The following is a 20,922-nucleotide window of genomic DNA, read 5'->3' as shown; positions in this document are numbered from 1 at the left end:
TTTCCATGATTTTTATATGTAATTCAGCTGCCGATTTTTAATTAATTGAAGCTCTGAATAGTTTATAGTTAATGAAACTAGTTTTTCAGAGGGTTACACAATTTATTAGTGGCTCGTCGCGCTCGATTTATTGTCTTTTTGTATATCTTAAATGCCTTATTAAGAATTAATTAAGGGTGGACGCGGAATTTAAGAGAGGCATTAATTGCACATGCTTATTATCTTTATGAATTTATCATTGTAGGTGATAAATATTTGCGCAGAAGTTCTAAGCACTGGCTGATGAATGATATCACCAGGACGCATATACCAGGCTTTGCCATCCTCTTCTGTTGAATCGCAGCGGGGTTTAGTTATTAGCTTAAACCAGGTATTTCCACTGTTTTTGAATACCCCTTGTTGACGCTCAAACTCCCATTTGAAATGGGTATCACGCGGCCGGACAACAAGAATAGTGTCCATTACGATAACGGGCATCATGCCGACAGTACTTTGAGATGAATGACGCGTGGTACGATTCTGTGGCGGTATCTCCGCAAAAGAGACGCGATAGTAACGCTCTTTATCATCAGTCGGGCCATGATAAAAGAATTTGAAAAAATGATTTTCCCCAGGTTGAAGTAGTATCTGTCGCGGTGTGAACAACAATTCTCCATCAGCAGCGCGTGAGGAGACTTCCTGCTCTCCGGGTCTGTCAATAGATCGGATATTCACGCGGTAAAGGCGCGCTCCCTTACTATTGTTCATCACATATTTGGCAACCATACTTTTTTCTGCTGGCATGGAAAACGTCATGTCGCCAACCGAAATAGCCAGGCAACCTGCTGGTGCCAGTAGTAGCATCAGCAGAACGAAAAGAGAGTGAATGAATTTACCTTGCATTTTGCCACATCGCCATTACGGTAACTTTCCCCGAAGCGCTGACATCTCCATACCAGCTAGCATTATTGAGGGTTTTCAATGATTGTGGATCGTTCATAGGGATGGAAAAGCGGACAGTTGATTTTCTTGTTACACCGGTTTCGCCGTTTGCCAGCGCCAGGGGGGTCGATGCCCATAATGCATTGGTCATGTCACGCCACTGCCCGTCGCAGCCCACATCGACCACTTCGCGATTTCCGCTGGAGGTGGCAAAACTCACGATACCAGGGAAGGGCACCTGCGTTTTGCCATCTTTTGAACTGAATATACACCAGGGGCGGCCATTTATAGTTTGTGTCGGGCCGCTGACACTAACTAAGACCATATCCGCAGCCGTTTTTCCATTTGTGGTAACAAGATAATCAAAATCGAGATCGGGATTACCTGAGCCAACGGTTCCGGACCTGCTGGGATTAGCTATAAAATCGGCCGGGATAATACTGATGCTAAAATTCGTCGGTTTAAAGATAAGTTGTGCGGAGGTTGAAAACTCATACCAGCCCGATTCCGGTGCGGTGAGGTTTCTTAAACGGAAAGTCACTAAATCACGTAAGTTGCCACCGTTAACGCCTTGATTAATCATCTCCTTAAAAAAATTATTTGAGAAAAAGACATAAATTGAGTTATGTCCTTTCATCGCATTAAACGTGTAGTAATGCGTTATGCCTGATACTGTTTGCCAGCTTGCGCCATCAAGGCTGAATTGCATATCCGCTGCTCTGATGGCTGATTCCAGCCCGGCATGGGATATTGCCGGGAAAAAACGCACATCGGTGTCGCTAATACCATTATGATTTAACGTGTAAGTAACAACCTTGCAGGCAATGCCTGAAACACTCCCGATCACCTGCATCCGGCAATCTGCATTGCCTTCACCTATTGTTGGCGTTCCGTCGGTATTAAAGAAGATCTCTGATATCGAATTGGTACTGAAGAATTTGAAATGTGCAGCTTTGGTATGGGACACAGTACGCTCATACCAGGTACCGCTGGGCATATCGCGACAGCGCTGGCCCATTCTGGGATCATAGGAGTCCTCGGTCCGGCATGTATTTATGGTCATTGAGAATGTCTGGCCGACGGGAAAATTGTTCAAATAATGATAAAACTGATCTGACATCATTCCGTGCGCCCATTTTGTACCGCCTGACGTTACGTCCACGCCATAGAAACCCTGACTATCCGTATACGTCGCCGGAAGTAGAGAGGTTGCCATATCGCAGCCGCTGTACCAGTTGATACAACGCATACCGACAAGCAGGTTGGAGGCGGGGGCATTCGTCAGCCACATATCGAATTGATATTCATCACCGATTATTGTGTTATAGCCATTATCAATATAACCGAGGCTGGTTTGATACATGGAACCCGAACCGTTATATTTCAGACCCGTCCAACGGTTTGAACCAGTCATTCGCGGATCCCGCACGCCAGCTGGTGTAACAAAATAGTTATCATCGGTATCGTTTTCGACGAAAATAAAATTACGTGTTGGGGCATCGGCGTAACTTATTTTTGTCACCGCCGCGTTAGCGGGAGAGGCGATAGCATAAAAAATAATCAAAAATAAAAGGCGTGAAAGATTAACTTTCATTGTGTTCTCCTGTCGGCATCAGGCTGGCAAAGCTTTTCAGACCCTGGCATGTAATATCGCCGACCCATACCGCGCCGCGCGCCTGGCTAAGATCCAGTGCCGCCTCGCAGCTTTCATCATTGCCGTAATTAAAATCAATAACCGGGAATTTTTTATCAATATCCATGACAAATTCACCATTGTTATCAGTCCGTGCACGACCAATATGGTTATTTATGCGCGCATTGGCCAGCAGTGTGCCGTCTTCGGCACGAATTCTGCCAAATACGGTAACCATTTGTTTAATTTCTGGTTTAATGACCACGACATTGCCCGGGTATAGTGTCAGATGACTTTTTTTGCCGCGGGAAATGTCGTAGCTATCTAATGAGTTTTTACTGTTAATAATTTCAATGTCATATTTATTATAAGGTTCTAATGGCAGGTAATTATATTTCCCGGTCATTGGAAAAGCACGGCCATTAATCTGTGCGGTCAATTTTCCGTCATTCCCAACATCGGTGTGGAAAATAACGCCTGCATTACCCTCATTGTTACCGCTGGCACCAATATCCTCGGCCTGCCAGCCGAAACTGCCTATCGAGGTCATATTCGAATTAAGATAACCATCAGCACTACTATTAAGGTTGAGTGTTCCGGAGGAGTAGCGTGTTTCATAGCGTGTCCATGCTCCACCACTTAACGTTTTATTATTACCGATGTCGCCGGAAATGGCGCGTGAAACATCTGCTCCAGCAGTACGAATAATGCCCTCGTCGAACTGTTTTTGCGCCGAAATATTCGCCGTAGTATACCCACTCTGATGCGTCATACCGGTCTGGATCCAGTTGCCTAACGGCAGTGAAAAATCGAGCGCGATAAATTTTTGCGTATTGTTGGCGCCGGAGTGACTTCCGTAAGAATATTGTTGTATCCCGCCTCGCAGCCCAAGTGAACCAAAACGGCCGCTATACAGTGACTGGCTGTAATCAACAGTGTAATTATGCGTGTTGTACTGATTATTACTGTTGTAGCTTGCCGACAGTGTACCTAACTTTGACCACAGCGTATTCATATTCAGGGATAAACCTACTGCGGTATTGTCCGTACTGTTACGACGCAGGGTACGGCCAATCACCGTTTTTTCCCGGCTTAACCACACATTACTAAATCCACCAGGAAGCGTTGCATTTATATTACTAATAAAGCTCCATGATCCATCGGTAGCAAACATGTTTTGCATACCCAACTGGAGCACGTCCGCAACTGGCCAGGAAAAATTGCCTTCAGCCACTGCGACGTTATTATAGTGATATCCCGACGCCATCCAGTTTATTGTGTGAAGACCACCGGACGCAGAAACCCCCGTCAGTATTGTATTTTTCGCCTGCTGAATGTTTCCGTTTTCATGAACCCAGTCGTCCATATACATGCTGCCACCCCAGATCTGCCAGCTTAAGGGCATATCGGCCGTACGGATTCCGGTGAGCAATTTATTCACATTTTGAATGTTGCTGCTCGTAACTTTGCCATTGACGATAACATCGACCTTTACGTCATAAATACCGTACGGCAGATCGCGAGTATCCACTTCATGGCTACCCATATTGAAGTTCTGTACGCTTAGTAACTTGTTATTTCGGTAAACATGAACCTCACCTGCAGCAGGCAGAAAAGCAATGAGCGGCGTGATGGAATACGAATGATCAAATTTGATTGAATTTGCCTGGTTTCCCCATGACATGCCGTAAATTTTACCGGATGAGATCGCTGTGACCGGCCCGAGAGATTGTAAATTCCATACATCCAGCATTCCCCCGGCAAATCGATAACCAGAGAAATCACGTTCGTACATGGCCTTATAAATTTCGGTTTGTTGATTAGCAGAGCCCAGGCCGTAAATAGAGCTATCTACTAATAAATGGTGCTCACGTAATGCTGTAGCACTCGCTAAAGAGAGATAGCTTGAGGTATTGTTATCACCACCGCGCATTTGGTTGTGATAAACACCGAGATCATAATTCAGCGTACCACTGATGTTTTCAGCACTGGATGCGCCAATATTTTGACTACTGTCATGCAGTAACGTACCCAGTGCTTCTTTATTAACGACAAGTTGCAGTACTAATTGCTGGAAATTTAAACGTAATGATGCATCATTTGTCAGCGGAATAGCCAGGTTGCTATTAAAACTGGTATTAATTAACGAAGTTAATTTTTCACGTGTTTGCTCATTTATAGAAGCATTGCCATCCTGTTCTTCAAGCTGGACTTGCCGTATTTTGAGCGAGTTTTCATCAAGCCAAATTGCGGCAAGCCCAATACGCTGATCGTCTGTTTTTTCCTCTGTATTATTCAAATGAATATACAGAGGTATACTCATCCCATCACGTAATGCGTTATTGAAGGCGTCAGGAATCATCACCCCATTGATTTGTTGATACAACGATGGTTTTGCAACAGCGTCGTTTACATCAGTAAACAGAACCACAGTACACGTGATGATAGTTTGTAAAATCTTCTTATCCACAATAACGGCTCGTTAGTGAAAATACTATTTGACCGGAATGAAATTGTCCGCTTGCCAGAAAGCGAGTCGCGCTTTCTTATTCTCGATATCCACCAGAGAGAAACTTCGCGTTTTGCCGGGCATTAAGTAATAATTTTCTTTGCACTCTTTTTTCTCAGATGTTTTTTTACAAGGGCCATAAGCAATGAGGCGTAACGTGGCATTGCCAGTGTTTTTCATTACACCCTTTGAATATTGGTAGTCGTATTTTATTTTTCGCGGGGCGACGACAAGTATTGTACTAATACGAGCGGATGCGGTTGCAACAGCATAACGAGTTGCGTTATTTTTTGATGCATTACTGAGCGCCTGGTCAAACCAAATAATGCGATAATATCTTTCTTTGTCGTCCTGCGGGCCATTATAGTAAAAACGAATCGTTTCATTACTTTCAGCCGGAAGCAGCAGGCTTCCTGGTGAGAGTAACAATTCATCCTTACTTTCCATGGGTATTGTTTTACCGTCACTCTGTGGCGAATTAATTCTTTCGATGCGAATATTCACCAGCCGTCCGGTGGTGGTTGGGTTTTTTATCGTTTTATTAATAATAGTCGCATCGCTGTACATAAATGAAGATATGTCACCAACATCGAGCGCATATACTGGTGCCGCGCCACTTACAAATAATAGAGTCGCCAGAATCGTATTTTTCATAGATATATCGCCAAAGAGTTGAACAGGGGCGTTATTACGCCCCTGCTGGAAAAGAATTAGCTCCAGGTAGCGTCGAACTGAACGCTGATATCGCCGCTCCAGATCCCTTCTGGCAGTTGGCTCATATCAGTAGCGGCAGTCGTACCATCCGTCGTACCGTTGGCGATAGAGAAGGTGAATGCGTCTTGCGCGGTTACACGACCCGTCTTGCTGAAGTCGGTGGCAAGAATGCTCAGGCCACCATTTTTATTACTGGTGGTATCCACCATAATAGTGTCCGCGTTTTGTTTAACTTCTTCGCCCATGTAATGCACGGCAACATTCAGCGTGGAGCCGGAGCCATCAAGCTGAGTCAGCGTATTGCTGATCAGGCGAGAGGACAGTTTGAATGCGGTAGCGGTTGAATCGCCTTCAATAGCGACATCAAAGAGACCTTTTTGCGTGTTAAAACCTTTAACGCCATCAGCGTACTGAAAGGTCAGGCTGCCGAGTGGAGTGACAACCAGCGAGCTGGTCGTATCTTTTTTCGCCGTAGCAGACCAGGTAGCGATAGATTGACCCATCTGGGCGGCCTGCACGGAGCCAGCTGCAAAGGAAGCCAGTAAAGCAAGTGCAATTACATTGCGTTTCATAAAATACCTCAGTTATTTATATATCAATTTGTTATTTAATCGCTATGTATCAATGGTTATATCCATCAATATTGCATATGCGAGTTCTGTATTAACGAAGAATCCAAGTGATGCATGTATAATAATTATTGTTCGACATTCAGAATTAATGATGCTTTAAACCTGAAAAGAGAAAGTTTTTTGTGCGCCACTCGATTTCGTGAAGTCATTATTGTCTTATAAAATTTCATTAGAAAAGGAAAAGTTTTTAGGATGTGATTAAATAATAAATGTTGGCTGGTTGTTAATTTTGGAAAGTATCATTTTTTGTTGTTTTTCAATGAAAAATTGATTTTATTAACATGTTTTTATCACAGCTAAACCTTATATAAAATTGTTGTTTGTGTTTTATGATGGTAGAGAAGATAAGACCAGTGAGTAATTTGTCTGCGGCTGGTGTAAATATGTCATATGCAGCTATATATTTTATAAATAGTAGGGTGGCTATAGTGATTTTTTTGGAGTTAAACAATGGTGTTGGGAGTTAGAGGTAATGAGAATGTTTCATGGTTTTTATATTTCATTGCGTAATAAATTATATGGAGAGGGTGAAAATTATCATGTCCGGATTCAATTATTGAAAGTGATAACTTTCTTTAACGTATGGGAAGGGTGAATAACAGGCAAAGAGTATGCGGGGTGTTTAGAGTGAATAAGATCTTAAGCTGGCACAGATGCTGTCAGGAACGATATCTTACTGATTAACTAATATGTTTATTTGAAGTGGTATGTGCCAACATAATTACATTGAAGGAATGTTTAAGACTAGTTCACTTGTCTTTATTTTGTCGGGGAGAATAATAAATATATTCGGACATGTTTTCGGTTTATCACGCGTCCGGTTCTTTATGAACGAAATAAAAGATAAAACTATTTATTGCTGATATAGCTCCACGCTCAAAGCTGCACTTTGAAGTATGTATAATGGTCAATGCAGTAGTGCTAAAAAAGAATCGCTTCTTTTATAGAGATTGGACGCACTGTCCACGCCTGGTGTAGTAACTTCATCTTTGCCAGACGTCATTTGATTGATAAAAAATAAAAGCCGGCTTATTGCCGGTTAGGAGTAAATGACTGGTGTAATACATGTGCTGATAGTGATTTTATGCACATATATTTTTGATAATTCAGTATTAAACTTCACTGGATAAATAATGGAACTAAAAAATAAACGTGGACAAGCAATATGGCCACCGAAGGGTATGCATTAATTACGGCTCAAACCGTAAATAATAGCGGTAACAAAACATCGTTCGGCGGTAGTAAAGGTCTTGTGCTGGAGCTGACAAAGTCATCAGCACAGGTATTCTGGTGGGGTTGTAAGTAATATCAACTCATATCGCCAGTGGAATCTGGCGATGTGAGTATCTGAAGTCTGTTTCTTAAACATTAATCTTTCGTAGTCACTCTAAGGATGGAGCAAGTTATGTACAAATATAGCGATCTGAAAAATAAAACAGTATTAGTTTCCGGGGCAAATGGCGATATCGGCCGCGCAATCTGCCAGCAATATCTGGAGCAGCATGCCGTAGTCTATGCACTGCATGAATCCTGTGCCGATCAATTGCACGAACTGAAAACAGAACATCCCGAGGGGCAGAACTTGCATATTGTTCACTGCAACCTGGCGGATCCTGAGGCGGTGGCGGCACTTGGTTCCCGTTTGACCAGTGAGACCGGGAAAGTGGATGTGCTGGTGAACAATGCTGACGTGGTTAACGATAATCTTTTTGCATCCATGCGCTTCGATGACTTCAGCTCCGTAATCGACGGTAATATGCTTAATACCTTCAGATTGACGAAAGAAATACTGAGGCTGCTCAGAAGTGCTGAAAATGCATCGGTCATTAATGTAGCGTCAATTGCCGCAATTGTTCCCGCGATAGGACAAAGTAACTACAGTGCTTCCAATGGCGCGCTGCTGGCCTTCACGCGTACGCTAGCGGCAGAACTTGCGCCGCAGGGAATTCGGGTAAATGCTGTTGCGCCAGGTATGATTGAGTCAATGAATACGAAAGAGATCTCTGGTGCCCTGGTCCGCGAGATGGCGGATGCAATTCCCTTACAGCGCATTGGACGCAGCTCAGAAGTCGCCAATACTATCGTTTACTTAAGCTCATCGGCTGCCAGCTATATTGTTGGTCAAACGATTATCATCGACGGCGGTATGGTGATGCGTTAATTAATCTCGCGACGGAGGCGAATAAGTTTCAAAAAAAACGATAATAACGCTCGTCATGAGTGGATTTATATTCAGTATCTTTCGTTCCTGTTACAGGAATGTGAGGAGTATTGCCGGAAACCGTTTTTTAAATCTGTGTACATATAAATACGCATCTGCACTATTTTGCTTCAAATGTAAATAACAAGGATAAAATGCCCCCGGCATTCTGTTTTTAGCCGCGCCTGATAATGTCATCCTGACAGGGAAAATCAGATAGGCGAAAAAACTATGTTCGGTGAGCATTTTATCCTCAGTTATTGAGATCATATTGTGGTCATCAAAAAAGCTCATTCATACCTCTGTTCGAAAACTCTTCTCAATATAGTTCGTAAATACCCGTCTGGCCCTGTTTTCGTACTTCCTTCAGCATGGCAACCTTAATTTAGCGATGAATTCTGCCGCGTCCTGTAATATTTCCGGAGCATGGTGTCCTGTTATCGGAATAAAAACGTTACCTGACATACTGATATTAACTAACAGGCATTTTCCTGAACGCAGGTAATCACAACCCATTACCTTTAGTAAGAGCGCCTCATGATAGTTGTATGGTTTATGATGGAAAGGCAGTTGTAGCCGTATAGGCTGCGCCTGGCGGGCATATTACGGTAGCGATGGCTTCAGATTTGATGCGTGGTCAGAAGGTGGTACAGAGAGGTGCGTACAGATAAATATCCGTCTGTAGTTAAGAGGAACTACAGACGGAGTGATTTTTCAGGTGATTACATCATTGCCATGCTGGTGGCTGAGGGAGCGAAGAAGGCGCTGGATTCTGCAAGCAGACTCTCTCTTATCAGCAGTAAATCGCTAATTTTTTTGCCCCCCAGTTTTTTACAGGCTTTATTCCGATAGGCATAGACCTTTTTGGGCGGCATATTAAGTGTGTCGGCGATAAGATCAATATTCTTACCTTTGAGCGATTCATTGATAATCATATATTCAATATCGCTCAGGTGATTGTCTTTTGGTGTCGGATTTTTTTGTTTTTTGATAATCCGCTGTAGTGCCTGGCTAAATTCAGTAAGAGAAACTCTTGATTTCAAGACTTCATCAGCTTCATCAATGACAATATTACGTGCGCTGCGCATAATCACTAAGAGCTTGCAGGTTTTGTTGAGTGTCGATATAGCCCACGCACAAGAGCTACTTTTTATATCAAGGTGAAGGATGACAATGTCATCGAAAGATAAATTATTAATCAATGAAGCATTCAGTTTATGTTCGATTATCTCGATGTTTAGCGTGCTGGCAAAAGACATGATGCCATGCTGAAGATAAGCATCTTCACTGACGGAGTATATTTTCATATTTTTGAATACCGTAAAAATTGTCGGAGGAATTAAATTTATATCCTGCAATTCTAATTATTATTTTTTATTTCGGATAATTAAATAATCTTAAATCAACCTTAACTCGTTTCTGCGGTAAATAAGAATCTGCACAATGATGCACATCGGCAGACAGACTATACTTCCATTGACGTGTTACTGGCGTCGATACTGACAGGTGATAAATGGTTTTTTTGGTTTCTTAACTGTCTGCAGTTGGTTTTTTATGCCTTAATTAATTGCATTTGTAGTTTTTAAGTCTTAATTAAGAAGATGAAAGGGGTCATAAACGCGTCCAAAGTTTTCTTGCGATTATTATGTGCTGATAACGACGACAACTGCGTGCTGACGGTAACGGGCAAGAACAACATCTACTACCGTAAGGATTTGAATGATGGAGACTTACCTTAAGAATATGAAGGCTGAGTGGGTCAATTTGCTCGAGAGAACAGATGAACACATTCGTCTTATCGCCGCTGACGTTGGGAAGAATCATGCACGACTGCTGAGCCAGGAATTCTATACTGTGGTACTAACCGATTCGCAAGCGGCTGAATTTTTGTCTAATGAGCAAGTAGAAAGACAGCTTAAAGCTGCGCTTGCCCGCTGGATCGCAGAAGTGCTTGCATGCCAGATAGATGACGTAGAACGGTTGATCGAAGTACAACAAACGATTGCTGCGGTTCATGCGCGCATTGGCATTTCCGTGGAGCTGGTAGAGATGGGATTTCGGGTGCTTAAAAAGCTCCTTTACCCGGTAATTAATTCCGCAGATTATGCACCGGCAGAAAAACTGCAAGTCTACCATTTCACAATAAACAGTATCGATCTGGCGATGGAAGTTATGTCCCGCGCCTTTTCATTCACTGAACATAATGCGTCAAAAGAGGATGAAAACTACCGTATCTTCTCTTTGCTGGAGAATGCTGAAGAGGAGAAAGAGCGACAAATCGCCTCGTTATTGGCATGGGAAATCGATCTTGTCTATCGAATTGTCCTTGATGCCGATTTAGGTAACAGTCTGTCCCTGAGCCAGGCTGATTTTGGTTTATGGTTTAACCATAAAGGGCGCCATTATTTCAGTGGTATCGCCGAGGCTGGCCATATTTCCCGGTTAATTCAGGATATTGACGAAGTCTTCCGTAATACCCGCGAGACGACCAAAGCCTTAAGTAATCGCAGCTTGCGTACCAAATTCCTTATTCAGCTTAGAAAAAATGTATCGCAAATCAGCACGTTGCTGCGTGAACTTTTTGAAGAAGTCTCCCGTCATGAAGTGGGTATGGATGTACTGACACGCCTGCTCAATCGTCGTTTCTTACCGACTATTTTTAAACGTGAAATCGCCCAGGCAAAACGAGCCTCCACTTCCTTGTCGGTGCTGGTTATTGATGTTGATAAATTTAAGCAAATTAACGATACCTGGGGACACCACACCGGGGACGAAATTTTGCGCAAAGTGTCAGCGGCCTTTTATGACAACGTGCGCAGCAATGATTATGTATTCCGCTATGGCGGGGACGAATTCGTGATCGTCTTAACCGAGGCTTCCGAATTTGATACGACACGAATTGCTGAACGCATCCGTTCACGCGTCGAAAAAACCGTGATCAAATCACCCGACGGCCAGACGATTCCGCTTTCGCTCTCCATCGGTGCGGCAATGTTTAGCGGTCATCCGGACTATGAACGGTTAATTCAGGCGGCGGATGAAGCGCTCTATATTGCCAAGAAACGTGGGCGCAACCGCGTTGAGTTGTGGAAACCCGCCCCGTGACTTATATCGGTGGAAACAGTGAAAATGCCGCTTTCATCTCTTTTGCCTCTTCGCCGGGGCTACGACCAAACAGACGGCGGAATTCACGATTAAACTGTGAGGGGCTTTCATAACCGACGCGGAATGCTGCGCCTGCGGCGGTGAGATTATCCCGGATCATCATCAGCCGTGCCTGGTTAAGCCGCACCGATTTAATGTATTGCAGCGGTGAAGTCCCGGTCACGGCTTTAAAGTGTTTATGAAAGGCTGGCACACTTAAACCGATGTCGTTTGCAAGCCGGCTGACATGCAGCGGTTGCGGAAACTCTGTGTGGATGCGCTGCAGGACGCGGGAGATGGCGGCGAATTGTCCCTGGCTGGCCAGCGCGGCCCGGATCGCACCGCCTCGCGCGCCCATCAAAACCCGGTAATACAATTCGCGAACGATCTGTGGGCCAAGGATTTTGGCCTCCTGCGGCGATGCCAGCGCGCGCAGCAGCCGAAGCGTGGTATCCGTTAAGTCGGGTTCCAGCGGCGTGGAAATTATCCCTTCCGGCGCGGCGGTTGCAGATACGGCTGAATGCTCCAGCTCACTCATTAACTCCAGCAAAACCGTCATCTCCAGCCGTACGGCAATAGCCAGCAGCGGCTCTTCTGCGCTGGCCTCCGTTTCGGTAGAGAAGGGCAGCGGCACCGAAAGCACCAGATAATGCTGCTTGTCGTAATGGTAGACCCGGTCGGCGAGATAACCGCGTTTATATCCCTGACAGACAATCACGATGCATGGCTCATAGACTACCGGCGTACGTCCCAACGGGCGATCGGAGCGCATGAAGCGTACCGTATCGAGCCGCGAGCAGGTGTAACCTTCGTTGGGCGCCAGGCTGCTCAGCAGCGACACCATTTCAGCGCTCATTGCTTCTCTCCTCATCACAATTAAGCAACCATTCTGCCGTTTTGCGTTCTTTATGTGAACAAGATGAAGAGGAACAGGCAATCATCAGATAAGAATGGACCTGTTTTGCCTCCTGCTCGCCGCCTACTCTGTTGCTGGTGACACAACACAGGAGATCACCTTATGACGAAGCGCAAAATTGTCCTGCTGACTGGTGCCAGTAGCGGTATTGGCGAAGCCACCGTGCGGCAGTTGGTGCAGGAAGGGCATCATTTGATTATCGGTGCACGGCGGCTGGCAAAGTTACAGCGTCTGCAGGAGGAACTGGGCAATATCGATGCATTGCAAGTGGATGTGACACAGGCTGGCGACCTGCAACGGATGGCGGATTTTGCACTGTCGAACTACGGACGCATCGATGTGCTGATCAATAACGCCGGTGTTATGCCGCTCTCGCCGCTGGCGGCGCGGAAACTGGATGAGTGGCGACAAACCCTTGATGTCAATGTGCACGGCGTCCTCAATGGTATTGCTGCGGTGCTGCCGGTTATGGAACAGCAGGGCAGCGGGCAGATCATTAATGTGGCATCAATTGGCGCGCATACTGTTTTCCCCTCGTCAGCGGTCTACTGCGCCAGTAAATTCGCCGTTCGCGCCATCTCCGACGGATTGCGTCAGGAGACGGAAACGATCCGCGTCACCGTCATCAGCCCCGGTGTGGTGGAATCGGAACTGGCCGATCACATCACGGATGACGGCGCAAAAACGGCGATGCAGGAATTTCGTCGCATTGCGCTGCCCGCCGACGCAATAGCCAAAGCCATTGCATGGGCTATTGCACAGCCTGATGGCGTCGATGTCAGCGAAATGATTGTTCGCCCAACACAAAGCCCATATTAAGGAGGCGCAGATGGATAAAAAAGTCTGGTTTATCACTGGCGCAGCGCGAGGTGTGGGGTTATCGCTGGCGCGCCAGTTGCTGGCGCGGGGAGATTCCGTCGCCGCCACATCGCGTACGCTACAAAGCCTGCAACATGTTCCAGATGCGCAGAGCGAACGCTTTTTGCCGCTGGAGGTCGATCTGCGATCGGAAGCCAGTGTACAGTCGGCAATCGGGAAAACGGTCGCCCGGTTCGGCCGCATTGATGTGGTGGTCAACAATGCGGGTTACGGCCAGTACGGTGCGCTGGAAACACTGAGTGATGCCGAGCTGCGCGATAACTTTGACATTAATGTTTTCGCGCCGCTGCATGTCATTCGCCATGCCTTACCCCATTTGCGTGAGCAGCGACGCGGGCATATTTTCAACATTGCTTCGATCGTCGGTTTTCAGGGCGGCTATGCGGGGTGGGGCAGCTACGTTGCCAGCAAATTTGCCCTGGCTGGCTTAACGGAGGCGCTGGCCGCCGAAGTGGCCGAATTAGGGATCACGGCGACGGTGGTCTACCCTGGCCCGGTTCGCACCGGTTTTCTCTCTGATGCGAGCCTGAAGGCGGCTTCACACACGCCGCCAGCCTATCGCGCTGCGCAGGCTTCGCTGGATTTGCACCGCCATGAGCTTGATGGCAAACAGGCCGGCGATCCGGAAAAGCTGGCGCTGTTGATGATCCAGGCCGCAAGTGTCAGCGCGCCGCCGCTGCATCTTTTCTCCGGCAAGATTGCCCATCAACTGGCGCAGGAGAAAATCAGCGCGGTCAGTCAGGATCTTGCCCGCTGGAAAGGCGCTGGCGAAGCAACGGATTATTAGAAAACGCAGCAAGCGCAGCGCGGGTTGCCGCTGTGCTTGCTAAGCTACTGATATTTGATAACCTCGACGCTTTACGTCACAGGATGGCGAAAGTGAAAACCTCTCCTTATTTGCTGGCTGTCGCGCTCGGTCTGGCTGCGACGGCAGCCAGCGCACAGCAAGCCTACAACCCGGTTCTTTTAAACCTCTCAACGCTGATGGATTTCAACCCCGTCGTCGGTCACGTTAAGTCGCTGAATACTTCTGCGGTCAATGATAAAGGTGAAGCCGTGTATCAACTCAGCATGACGCTCTCCGCTGATGGCTGTGTTCAAACGCTGAACAGCACCGACAACGTAAATCGTATGCAGACTGTGTTAGTGAAAGAGGGAAACGCGCTGAAAGGTACTCAGAACGGGAACCCCCTGTCATTCACCCTCGACAGCAAATGTAATCTGTTGAGCCGCGATGACAGCGCGGGCCATCTGGATTTCGTCACCAATGCGCAAGGCCAACTGAAGTCTGTCATGCTGGGAGAGCAGAAGATTGTGGATCATTTTTATGATGCGGACGGGAATTTAATCAAAGCGGAATTTTATGCCTCGGGTATGGTTGCCAGTTCAAACAGCGTGACCTATCCGGATAGCGTTAATAAGCCGGTCGATTACACGCTGGTGAATCAATCGGCTTACCAGCCCGGTTTTCGCGCAACAAATGCCTGCCAGTATGATAAGCGGCATATTCCCACGCTGTGCCATGTAACGGTTATGCCCGAGAAAGGGCAACCGGCACCGATGCCGAACATGACCGTCACCACGCAGGCCAGTTTCTACTAAACCTTAATGGGAGCCGTTAGCGGCTCCCGGATAACATTACAGCGTATAACGGGAAGCCGGTTTGCCATTGCGTGAGGCGCTATACAGAGCCAGCCGGGCTTCATCAAAATTGTGCCACAGTTGCAGATCTTCCACTGGCGGCACGGTCACTAACTCCCCTTGATCAAACCCGGCCAGGGCGGCATCGACCAGGTTTTCGGTGGTCATCACGGAACCTTCCGGTAGCATATCCAGCGTGACGCCGGAATGGCCCCAAATTTCCGTGGCTGTTGCCGCAGGCAATACGGCCTGAATACGCACATGGCTGTCAGCAAACTCTTCCTGCAAACCACGGGTAAAATTGAGTACCCAGGCTTTGGTGGCACTGTACAAGGCGCTGTCTGCACGAGCGTGAAAAGCAAGGACTGAAGCGATATTGATAATGGCACCACGATCATTTTCGACAAAGCGCGGCAGTGCCGCCAGCGTCAGGCGCATCAGCGCGGTGGTATTCAGCGTATGAATGGCTTCATGCTCTTCAGCGCTTGAAGAGAGAAACGACGCCATGTTCGCGGCACCTGCATTGTTGACCAGAAAATCGATTGCTGCGTTCTCGCGCAGCACGGTTTCCACGCGTGCAATATCCGCTGACTGGCTAAGGTCGGCAACCAGTGTCTCTACCTGTATGCCATAACGCTGATGAAGATCGGCCGCCAGCGCCGACAAACGATCGGCACGGCGCGCAACTAACAGCAGGTTGTAACCACGGGCAGCAAGACGGTCGGCATAGACTGCGCCGATCCCTGAAGAGGCGCCGGTAATAAGAGCAGTGGTTGTCATTCTCAATTCCTCGAAGGTAAATGGTTTTATCATGCAACCGCTACAGCATCGGCTAAATGGTTTTATTATGCAACCAAATAAGAGGGCAAAAAATGCGATTTTATTCTCAGGGAAAGAAAATGTGGGTTATTCGCTGTTGGCGACGCGCAATACCACTTCTTCCGGTTGCAGCTCGCGACCATCTTCCGCCTGCAACATCAGTTTGCGCAATGGGCGGCGTGAAGCCTCATCGACCAGCACGCTGGCGGGTTCCCCGCGGGTAAACAACCACTCATTACCCCATTGCGACAGGGCGACCAGCACGGTTTGCAGGGCGCGACCTTTTTCGGTCAGCACATACTCTTGCCAGGCGCTGCCATCAGATGCCGGTTGGGTCTGTAATATTCCTTCTTCTACCAGCAGCTTAAGCCGTGCGGTGAGCATATTTTTGGCGATCCCGAGGCTTTTTTGAAACTCACCAAAACGCGAAACGCCAGCCAACGCATCGCGCACAATCAGCAATGACCACCAGTCGCCAATAATGTTCAGCGAACGGGCAACGGGGCAAAAGGTCTCTTCAATACGGGTACGTTTCATGGGGATCCTCCGGTTAATGGTTTTATTATAAAACCAGAAGGGCGGTGAAAACATCGCTTTTTGCGCCAGTGCACACTCCGGACAACCGTACACGGCGAAGTGTCATAAATGTGTCACAATTTTGCTTTCAGGCCGTGAAATGAGGGAAAAAGAGTGAAAAAGTTGATCAGGGTAAGCGCTATTGCCATTGCCATGTCCGCACCCGTCGCGCTGGCGCAGGAGATACCTCAAGGGTATCAATTACAACAGGTTTTGATCATGAGCCGCCACAACCTGCGTGCGCCGTTAGCCAATAACGGCAGCGTACTGGAACAATCGACGCCGAACCGCTGGCCGCAGTGGGACGTACCAGGCGGTGAGTTGACCACCAAAGGCGGCGTACTGGAAGTGTACATGGGCCATTTTATGCGTGAATGGCTGGTCAAAGAGCAGTTGTTGAAAGCGGGAGAGTGTCCATCCGCGAACAGTGTCTACGTCTGGGCTAACAGTCTGCAACGCACGGTTGCCACCGCGCAATTCTTCACCAACGGCGCATTTCCTGGCTGTGATGTTCCGGTTCATCATCAGGAAAAAATGGGCACCATGGATCCCACTTTTAATCCGGTGATCACCGAAGATTCGGCTAAATTCAGCCAGCAGGCGGTCAACGCAATGGAGGCGCAGCGCCAGAAGTTTGCGCTGAATGAGAGTTACCAGTTGCTGGAAAAAATCACGCACTATCGCGCATCTCCGGCCTGTAAAGAGAAACAGCAGTGCTCACTCACCGATGCAAAAGATACCTTTAGCGCAAAATATCAGCAGGAGCCGGGCGTGTCCGGGCCGTTGAAAGTCGGCAATTCGCTGGTGGATGCCTTTACACTGCAATATTACGAAGGTTTCCCGCTCGATCAGGTTGCGTGGGGAGAGATTAAAAGCGACGCGCAATGGCGCCTATTGTCGAAGCTGAAAAACAGTTATCAGGACACGCTGTTCACCTCGCCTGAAGTGGCGCGCAATGTAGCGAAACCCCTGGTGAAATACCTCGACAAAACGCTGGTGGAAGAGGCAAGTAGCGCGCCGAAAATCACCGTTCTGGTCGGGCATGACTCCAACATTGCCTCCCTGCTGACCGCGCTCAATTTCGAGCCTTACCAGTTGCATAACCAGTACGAGCGTACGCCCATCGGCGGGAAAATTGTGTTCCAGCGCTGGCACGACACGGCGGGTAAACGCGATGTCATGAAAATTGAATACGTTTATCAGAGTACGGAACAACTGCGAAACACTGAGCCGCTATCGCTGGCTTCCCCGGCTCAGCGCGTCACCCTGGCGCTAAAAGGCTGCCCGATAGACAGCAATGGTTTCTGCCCGGTAGATAAATTTAATGCGCTGATGCGTGATGCAGCGAAATAAAAAAAAGCCCCCGCGAAGGCGGGGGCGCGAGTGGTTACACATTTTTCCGTTCTATCGTCTGTTCACCCCAGAAGAGTTCATCTTTGTCGGTTTTATCAAAGGCGCGAAGTAACACATCATCGCTGCCTTCTTCCCAGATTTTCTCTGCCAGTACCTCGTCGTAATCGGCGACTTCAAAGATAGCCTCGGCGATCTCCGGCGAGGTATTGCGTAAACTGGCCCATTCACCGACGCGATGGGCTTTCGCTTCTTGAGTTGGCATCTGTCTCCTCCTGATGAAGGTTAGCCGTTCAATTTTACTGCCAGGCCAGCAACATATTCGCCCTGGTAACGGGCAATTGACAGTTCTTCGTTGCTGGGCTGACGTGAACCATCACCACCGGCAATAGTGGTTGCGCCATAAGGCGTACCGCCGCGCACCTGCGAGACATCAAACAGCTCTTGCGCGGCATAGCCAATCGGCACGATGACCATTCCATGATGTGCAAGCGTAGTCCATGTTGAGGAAATTGTGTGCTCCTGGCCGCCGCCCGTACCGGTGGAACTAAAGACGCTCGCCAGTTTGCCGTAGAGTGCGCCGGATGCCCATAATCCGCCAGTCTGGTCCAGGAATGTACGCATTTGCCCGGACATATTGCCGAAGCGGGTTGGCGTACCGAAAATAATCGCGTCGTAGTCGGCCAGCTCCTGAGGTGTGGCGACGGGGGCATTTTGCGTTTTACCGCCAGATTTTAAGAACAGCTCGGCAGGCATTGTTTCAGGAACACGTTTGATGACCACTTCTGCGCCATTCACTTTCTGCGCGCCTTCCGCGACTGCATGCGCCATCGTTTCAATGTGTCCATACATGGAATAATAAAGCACCAACACTTTAGCCATTTGCATCACTCCTGATTAGCTGATTTCGGCAGCACATCGCTGCGTTCTTCTTAAGCGTATGACGTGATCGCCAGAGTGCAAGTAAGAGCGCCATTTCTTTGATAAATAACAAGTTAAGAACAATCAGTCTGCTTGTTACAATCTGACACATATTTGCGGCAGCGTTATTTTGAAGCGTTAAGAGAGGCTTATCGGTTTCGCTTAAGGAATATCGGGTTTCAGGCAGAGAAGCTGTTGCAGAATATTACCATTCACTGGATGAATGATTGTGTTCCACTAAGCTTAGTTCCACACGACGCTGTTAAAGGCTCGGCCTTCACGTCGTGCGGTGAAAGAATCCTCTTTTACTGAATGCAGTATGATGTCTAACATTTCACTTATCTGGAGGTCAGACATGGCAAACCATCGTGGTGGAGCAGGTAACTTCGCTGAAGACCGTGAAAGAGCATCAGCAGCAGGCCGCAAAGGTGGGCAGCAAAGTGGGGGTAATTTCAAAAACGATCCTCAGCGCGCATCTGAAGCCGGTAAAAAAGGGGGCAAAAATAGTCACGGTAGCCGTGAAAGCTAACGTTTGATACTGACAACCTGCAGGCTTGTCGTTCACGCCCGCCGCCGGGGAAACCCGGCGGTTTTTTTTGCGCTTGCGCAACCCGTCGCGCCAACGCACACTACGGGTTTCTCCTCTGGTCGGTGTGTTATGTCCCTCTCCCGTTACGCCTTTTCCGTCAAACCCCAGGAAGCGTTACTGATCGTCATCACCCTGTTTTGGGGCGGTACATTTCTTGCGGTGCAGTATGCCGTGACAATGAGCGGCCCGTTTTTCTTTGTTGGCCTGCGTTTTGCCACCGCCGGTCTGGCCGTGGCGCTACTCTCGCTGAGAGTCTTAAACGGCATCAGCTGGCTGGAAATAAAAGCTGGTGGGGTGATCGGTATCGCCATCGCCCTCGGCTACAGCCTGCAAACCTGGGGTTTACAATTTATACCCAGCAGTAAATCGGCATTTATCACCGCTATGTATGTTCCGCTGGTGCCGCTGTTGCAGTGGTTGTGTCTGGGGCGGATGCCGGGGTTGATGCCGTGCATTGGGATCGCGTTGGCATTTAGCGGGTTATTGCTGCTGGCCGGGCCGGAAGGCAATATGCTGGCGCTGGGGAAAGGGGAGATCATTACGCTTGCCAGCGCGGTGGCGATTGCCGCTGAGATCATCCTGATCAGCGCATGGGCCGGGAAAGTCGATGTCCGGCGGGTGACGGTGGTGCAGCTACTGACGGCTTCGCTGGTCTCCTTTGCCGCCATGATTCCTTCTGGCGAATCGGTACCGACGTTGTCGCCGGGGCTGCTGCTGGTTGCGCTGGGGTTGGGGATCTTCAGCGCAATTATTCAGGTGGTCATGAACTGGGCGCAGCGCAGTGTATCGCCCACACGCGCGACGGTGATTTACACGGGTGAACCGGTGTGGGCGGGCGTATTTGGTCGTCTGGCCGGTGAGCGTTTGCCGCTGCTGGCGCTGTTTGGCGGGGCATTGATTGTGCTGGGTGTGTTGGTCAGCGAACTGAAGCTGAAAAAGAAAAAAGCGCCGTTGCCAGCGCCTGAAAACAGCGTTAAACAGTCGGAAGGTTAGCTGGCAGGGCGTGATAGCGCCGGTCAAACCACACCAGCCCTTCTGGCGTTGGATGGCGGGCAATATCGACAATCTGGCAAAACAGAATATCGTGCGTACCAACGCTCACAACCTGGCTGATATGGCAGTCAAACGAGGCCAGCGCACCGGTCAGACGCGGGCAACCTGTTTCGCCTTGCTGCCAGCCTGCCGCGGCAAAGCGTTCCTCCATCGGCGTTTTGCCGCCAAACAGATTCGATAAACCTTCCTGTCCCGCCGCCAGCGTATTCACACACAGCGCCTGATTATTGCTGAATACCGGCCAGACGGACGCCGAACGGTTAAGACATACCAGCAGTGTCGGCGGTGAATCGGTCACACTGCACACGGCGCTGGCAGTGAAACCGGCACGGCCCGCCGGGCCATCGGTAGTGATAATGTTGACCGCCGCGCCGACACAGGCCATCGCGTCGCGAAACGTGGTGCTGTCGATACTCATAACCTAA

The 20,922-nt window shown here is 48.3% G+C and carries 20 protein-coding genes; 8 read left to right on the top strand and 12 right to left on the bottom strand.

From position 1 onward, the window contains the following. Positions 1–201 precede the first annotated feature (201 nt). Genes Y71_RS17155 through ecpA form a run of 5 tightly spaced genes read right to left on the bottom strand, consistent with a single transcriptional unit; the run spans position 202 to position 6,349 of the window. Positions 202–882, bottom strand: coding sequence for a fimbria/pilus periplasmic chaperone (locus tag Y71_RS17155; protein ID WP_007374303.1), 681 nt, complete (start codon positions 880–882; stop codon positions 202–204). Continuing rightward, entirely contained in the window at positions 872–2,515 is a 1,644-nt protein-coding gene (gene ecpD / locus Y71_RS17150; protein WP_007374304.1) for a fimbrial adhesin EcpD, read from the bottom strand. Before ecpD ends, Y71_RS17155 begins: the two co-directional genes overlap by 11 nt. Beyond that, positions 2,505–5,012 (bottom strand): fimbrial biogenesis outer membrane usher protein, encoded by a 2,508-nt coding sequence (locus Y71_RS17145; RefSeq protein ID WP_035943594.1) that lies wholly within the window; start codon positions 5,010–5,012, stop codon positions 2,505–2,507. The genes ecpD and Y71_RS17145 overlap by 11 nt, the downstream gene beginning before the upstream one ends. 36 nt (positions 5,013–5,048) lie before the next feature. Beyond that, positions 5,049–5,717 (bottom strand): EcpB family pilus assembly chaperone, encoded by a 669-nt coding sequence (locus Y71_RS17140; protein WP_035886230.1) that lies wholly within the window; start codon positions 5,715–5,717, stop codon positions 5,049–5,051. A gap of 56 nt (positions 5,718–5,773) precedes the next feature. Next, entirely contained in the window at positions 5,774–6,349 is a 576-nt protein-coding gene (gene ecpA, locus Y71_RS17135; protein WP_007374308.1) for a common pilus major fimbrillin subunit EcpA, read from the bottom strand. 1,465 nt (positions 6,350–7,814) lie between these two features. Between ecpA and Y71_RS17130 the strand changes: the two genes are divergently transcribed. After that, on the top strand, positions 7,815–8,570 hold the full coding sequence (locus tag Y71_RS17130; protein WP_007374311.1) for an SDR family NAD(P)-dependent oxidoreductase: 756 nt from the start codon (positions 7,815–7,817) through the stop codon (positions 8,568–8,570). Positions 8,571–9,331: 761 nt separating this feature from the next. On the opposite strand, the gene Y71_RS17120 is transcribed toward Y71_RS17130, so the two are convergent. Then, positions 9,332–9,916, bottom strand: a complete 585-nt coding sequence (locus Y71_RS17120; RefSeq protein ID WP_007374313.1) for a helix-turn-helix transcriptional regulator — start codon at positions 9,914–9,916, stop codon at positions 9,332–9,334. Between the two features lie 415 nt (positions 9,917–10,331). Here Y71_RS17120 and Y71_RS17115 point away from each other — a divergent pair, with 415 nt between their 5' ends. Then, a complete protein-coding gene (locus tag Y71_RS17115) occupies positions 10,332–11,714 on the top strand; it encodes a diguanylate cyclase (RefSeq protein WP_007374314.1) in 1,383 nt (460 codons plus the stop codon). 1 nt (position 11,715) lies between these two features. On the opposite strand, the gene Y71_RS17110 is transcribed toward Y71_RS17115, so the two are convergent. Then, entirely contained in the window at positions 11,716–12,609 is an 894-nt protein-coding gene (locus Y71_RS17110; RefSeq protein ID WP_007374315.1) for an AraC family transcriptional regulator, read from the bottom strand. 162 nt (positions 12,610–12,771) lie between these two features. On the opposite strand from Y71_RS17110, the gene Y71_RS17105 reads away from it, so the two are divergent. The 3 genes from Y71_RS17105 (at position 12,772) to Y71_RS17095 (ending at position 15,150) form a co-directional block, all read left to right on the top strand. Beyond that, positions 12,772–13,488: an SDR family oxidoreductase gene (locus tag Y71_RS17105; protein ID WP_007374316.1), complete on the top strand. Its 717-nt coding sequence runs from the start codon at positions 12,772–12,774 to the stop codon at positions 13,486–13,488. Between the two features lie 10 nt (positions 13,489–13,498). Next, entirely contained in the window at positions 13,499–14,335 is an 837-nt protein-coding gene (locus tag Y71_RS17100) for an SDR family oxidoreductase (protein WP_007374317.1), read from the top strand. A gap of 92 nt (positions 14,336–14,427) precedes the next feature. Further along, on the top strand, positions 14,428–15,150 hold the full coding sequence (locus Y71_RS17095; protein WP_007374318.1) for a YnfC family lipoprotein: 723 nt from the start codon (positions 14,428–14,430) through the stop codon (positions 15,148–15,150). Positions 15,151–15,186: 36 nt separating this feature from the next. Here Y71_RS17095 and Y71_RS17090 read toward each other — a convergent pair whose 3' ends face one another. After that, on the bottom strand, positions 15,187–15,969 hold the full coding sequence (locus tag Y71_RS17090; RefSeq protein ID WP_007374319.1) for an SDR family NAD(P)-dependent oxidoreductase: 783 nt from the start codon (positions 15,967–15,969) through the stop codon (positions 15,187–15,189). A 126-nt stretch (positions 15,970–16,095) separates the two neighbouring features. Continuing rightward, positions 16,096–16,545, bottom strand: a complete 450-nt coding sequence (locus Y71_RS17085; protein ID WP_007374320.1) for a winged helix-turn-helix transcriptional regulator — start codon at positions 16,543–16,545, stop codon at positions 16,096–16,098. 192 nt (positions 16,546–16,737) lie between these two features. Here Y71_RS17085 and agp point away from each other — a divergent pair, with 192 nt between their 5' ends. Continuing rightward, a complete protein-coding gene (gene agp, locus Y71_RS17080; protein ID WP_050998977.1) occupies positions 16,738–17,937 on the top strand; it encodes a bifunctional glucose-1-phosphatase/inositol phosphatase in 1,200 nt (399 codons plus the stop codon). Positions 17,938–17,971: 34 nt separating this feature from the next. On the opposite strand, the gene Y71_RS17075 is transcribed toward agp, so the two are convergent. Both Y71_RS17075 and wrbA read right to left on the bottom strand, forming a co-directional pair. Continuing rightward, positions 17,972–18,199 carry a YccJ family protein gene (locus Y71_RS17075; protein ID WP_007374322.1) on the bottom strand — a complete coding sequence of 76 codons (228 nt, stop codon included), beginning with the start codon at positions 18,197–18,199 and terminating at the stop codon, positions 17,972–17,974. 20 nt (positions 18,200–18,219) lie between these two features. Next, a complete protein-coding gene (gene wrbA / locus Y71_RS17070) occupies positions 18,220–18,816 on the bottom strand; it encodes an NAD(P)H:quinone oxidoreductase (protein ID WP_007374323.1) in 597 nt (198 codons plus the stop codon). A gap of 394 nt (positions 18,817–19,210) precedes the next feature. On the opposite strand from wrbA, the gene Y71_RS17065 reads away from it, so the two are divergent. Together Y71_RS17065 and Y71_RS17060 are read left to right on the top strand one after the other, a co-directional pair. Then, positions 19,211–19,384: a con-10 family general stress protein gene (locus tag Y71_RS17065; protein WP_071532050.1), complete on the top strand. Its 174-nt coding sequence runs from the start codon at positions 19,211–19,213 to the stop codon at positions 19,382–19,384. A 129-nt stretch (positions 19,385–19,513) separates the two neighbouring features. Then, positions 19,514–20,437, top strand: a complete 924-nt coding sequence (locus tag Y71_RS17060) for a DMT family transporter (RefSeq protein WP_007374325.1) — start codon at positions 19,514–19,516, stop codon at positions 20,435–20,437. On the opposite strand, the gene rutF is transcribed toward Y71_RS17060, so the two are convergent. Continuing rightward, on the bottom strand, positions 20,418–20,915 hold the full coding sequence (gene rutF / locus Y71_RS17055) for an NADH-dependent FMN reductase RutF (protein WP_007374326.1): 498 nt from the start codon (positions 20,913–20,915) through the stop codon (positions 20,418–20,420). The two genes, Y71_RS17060 and rutF, sit on opposite strands and share 20 nt — an antisense overlap. Positions 20,916–20,922: the final 7 nt, after the last annotated feature.

Source organism: Kosakonia radicincitans DSM 16656, from assembly GCF_000280495.2.
GTDB classification, from domain to species: Bacteria; Pseudomonadota; Gammaproteobacteria; order Enterobacterales; family Enterobacteriaceae; genus Kosakonia; species Kosakonia radicincitans.
Note: the sequence above shows the minus strand (reverse complement) of the source record. Positions and strands in the feature narration are given on the sequence as shown.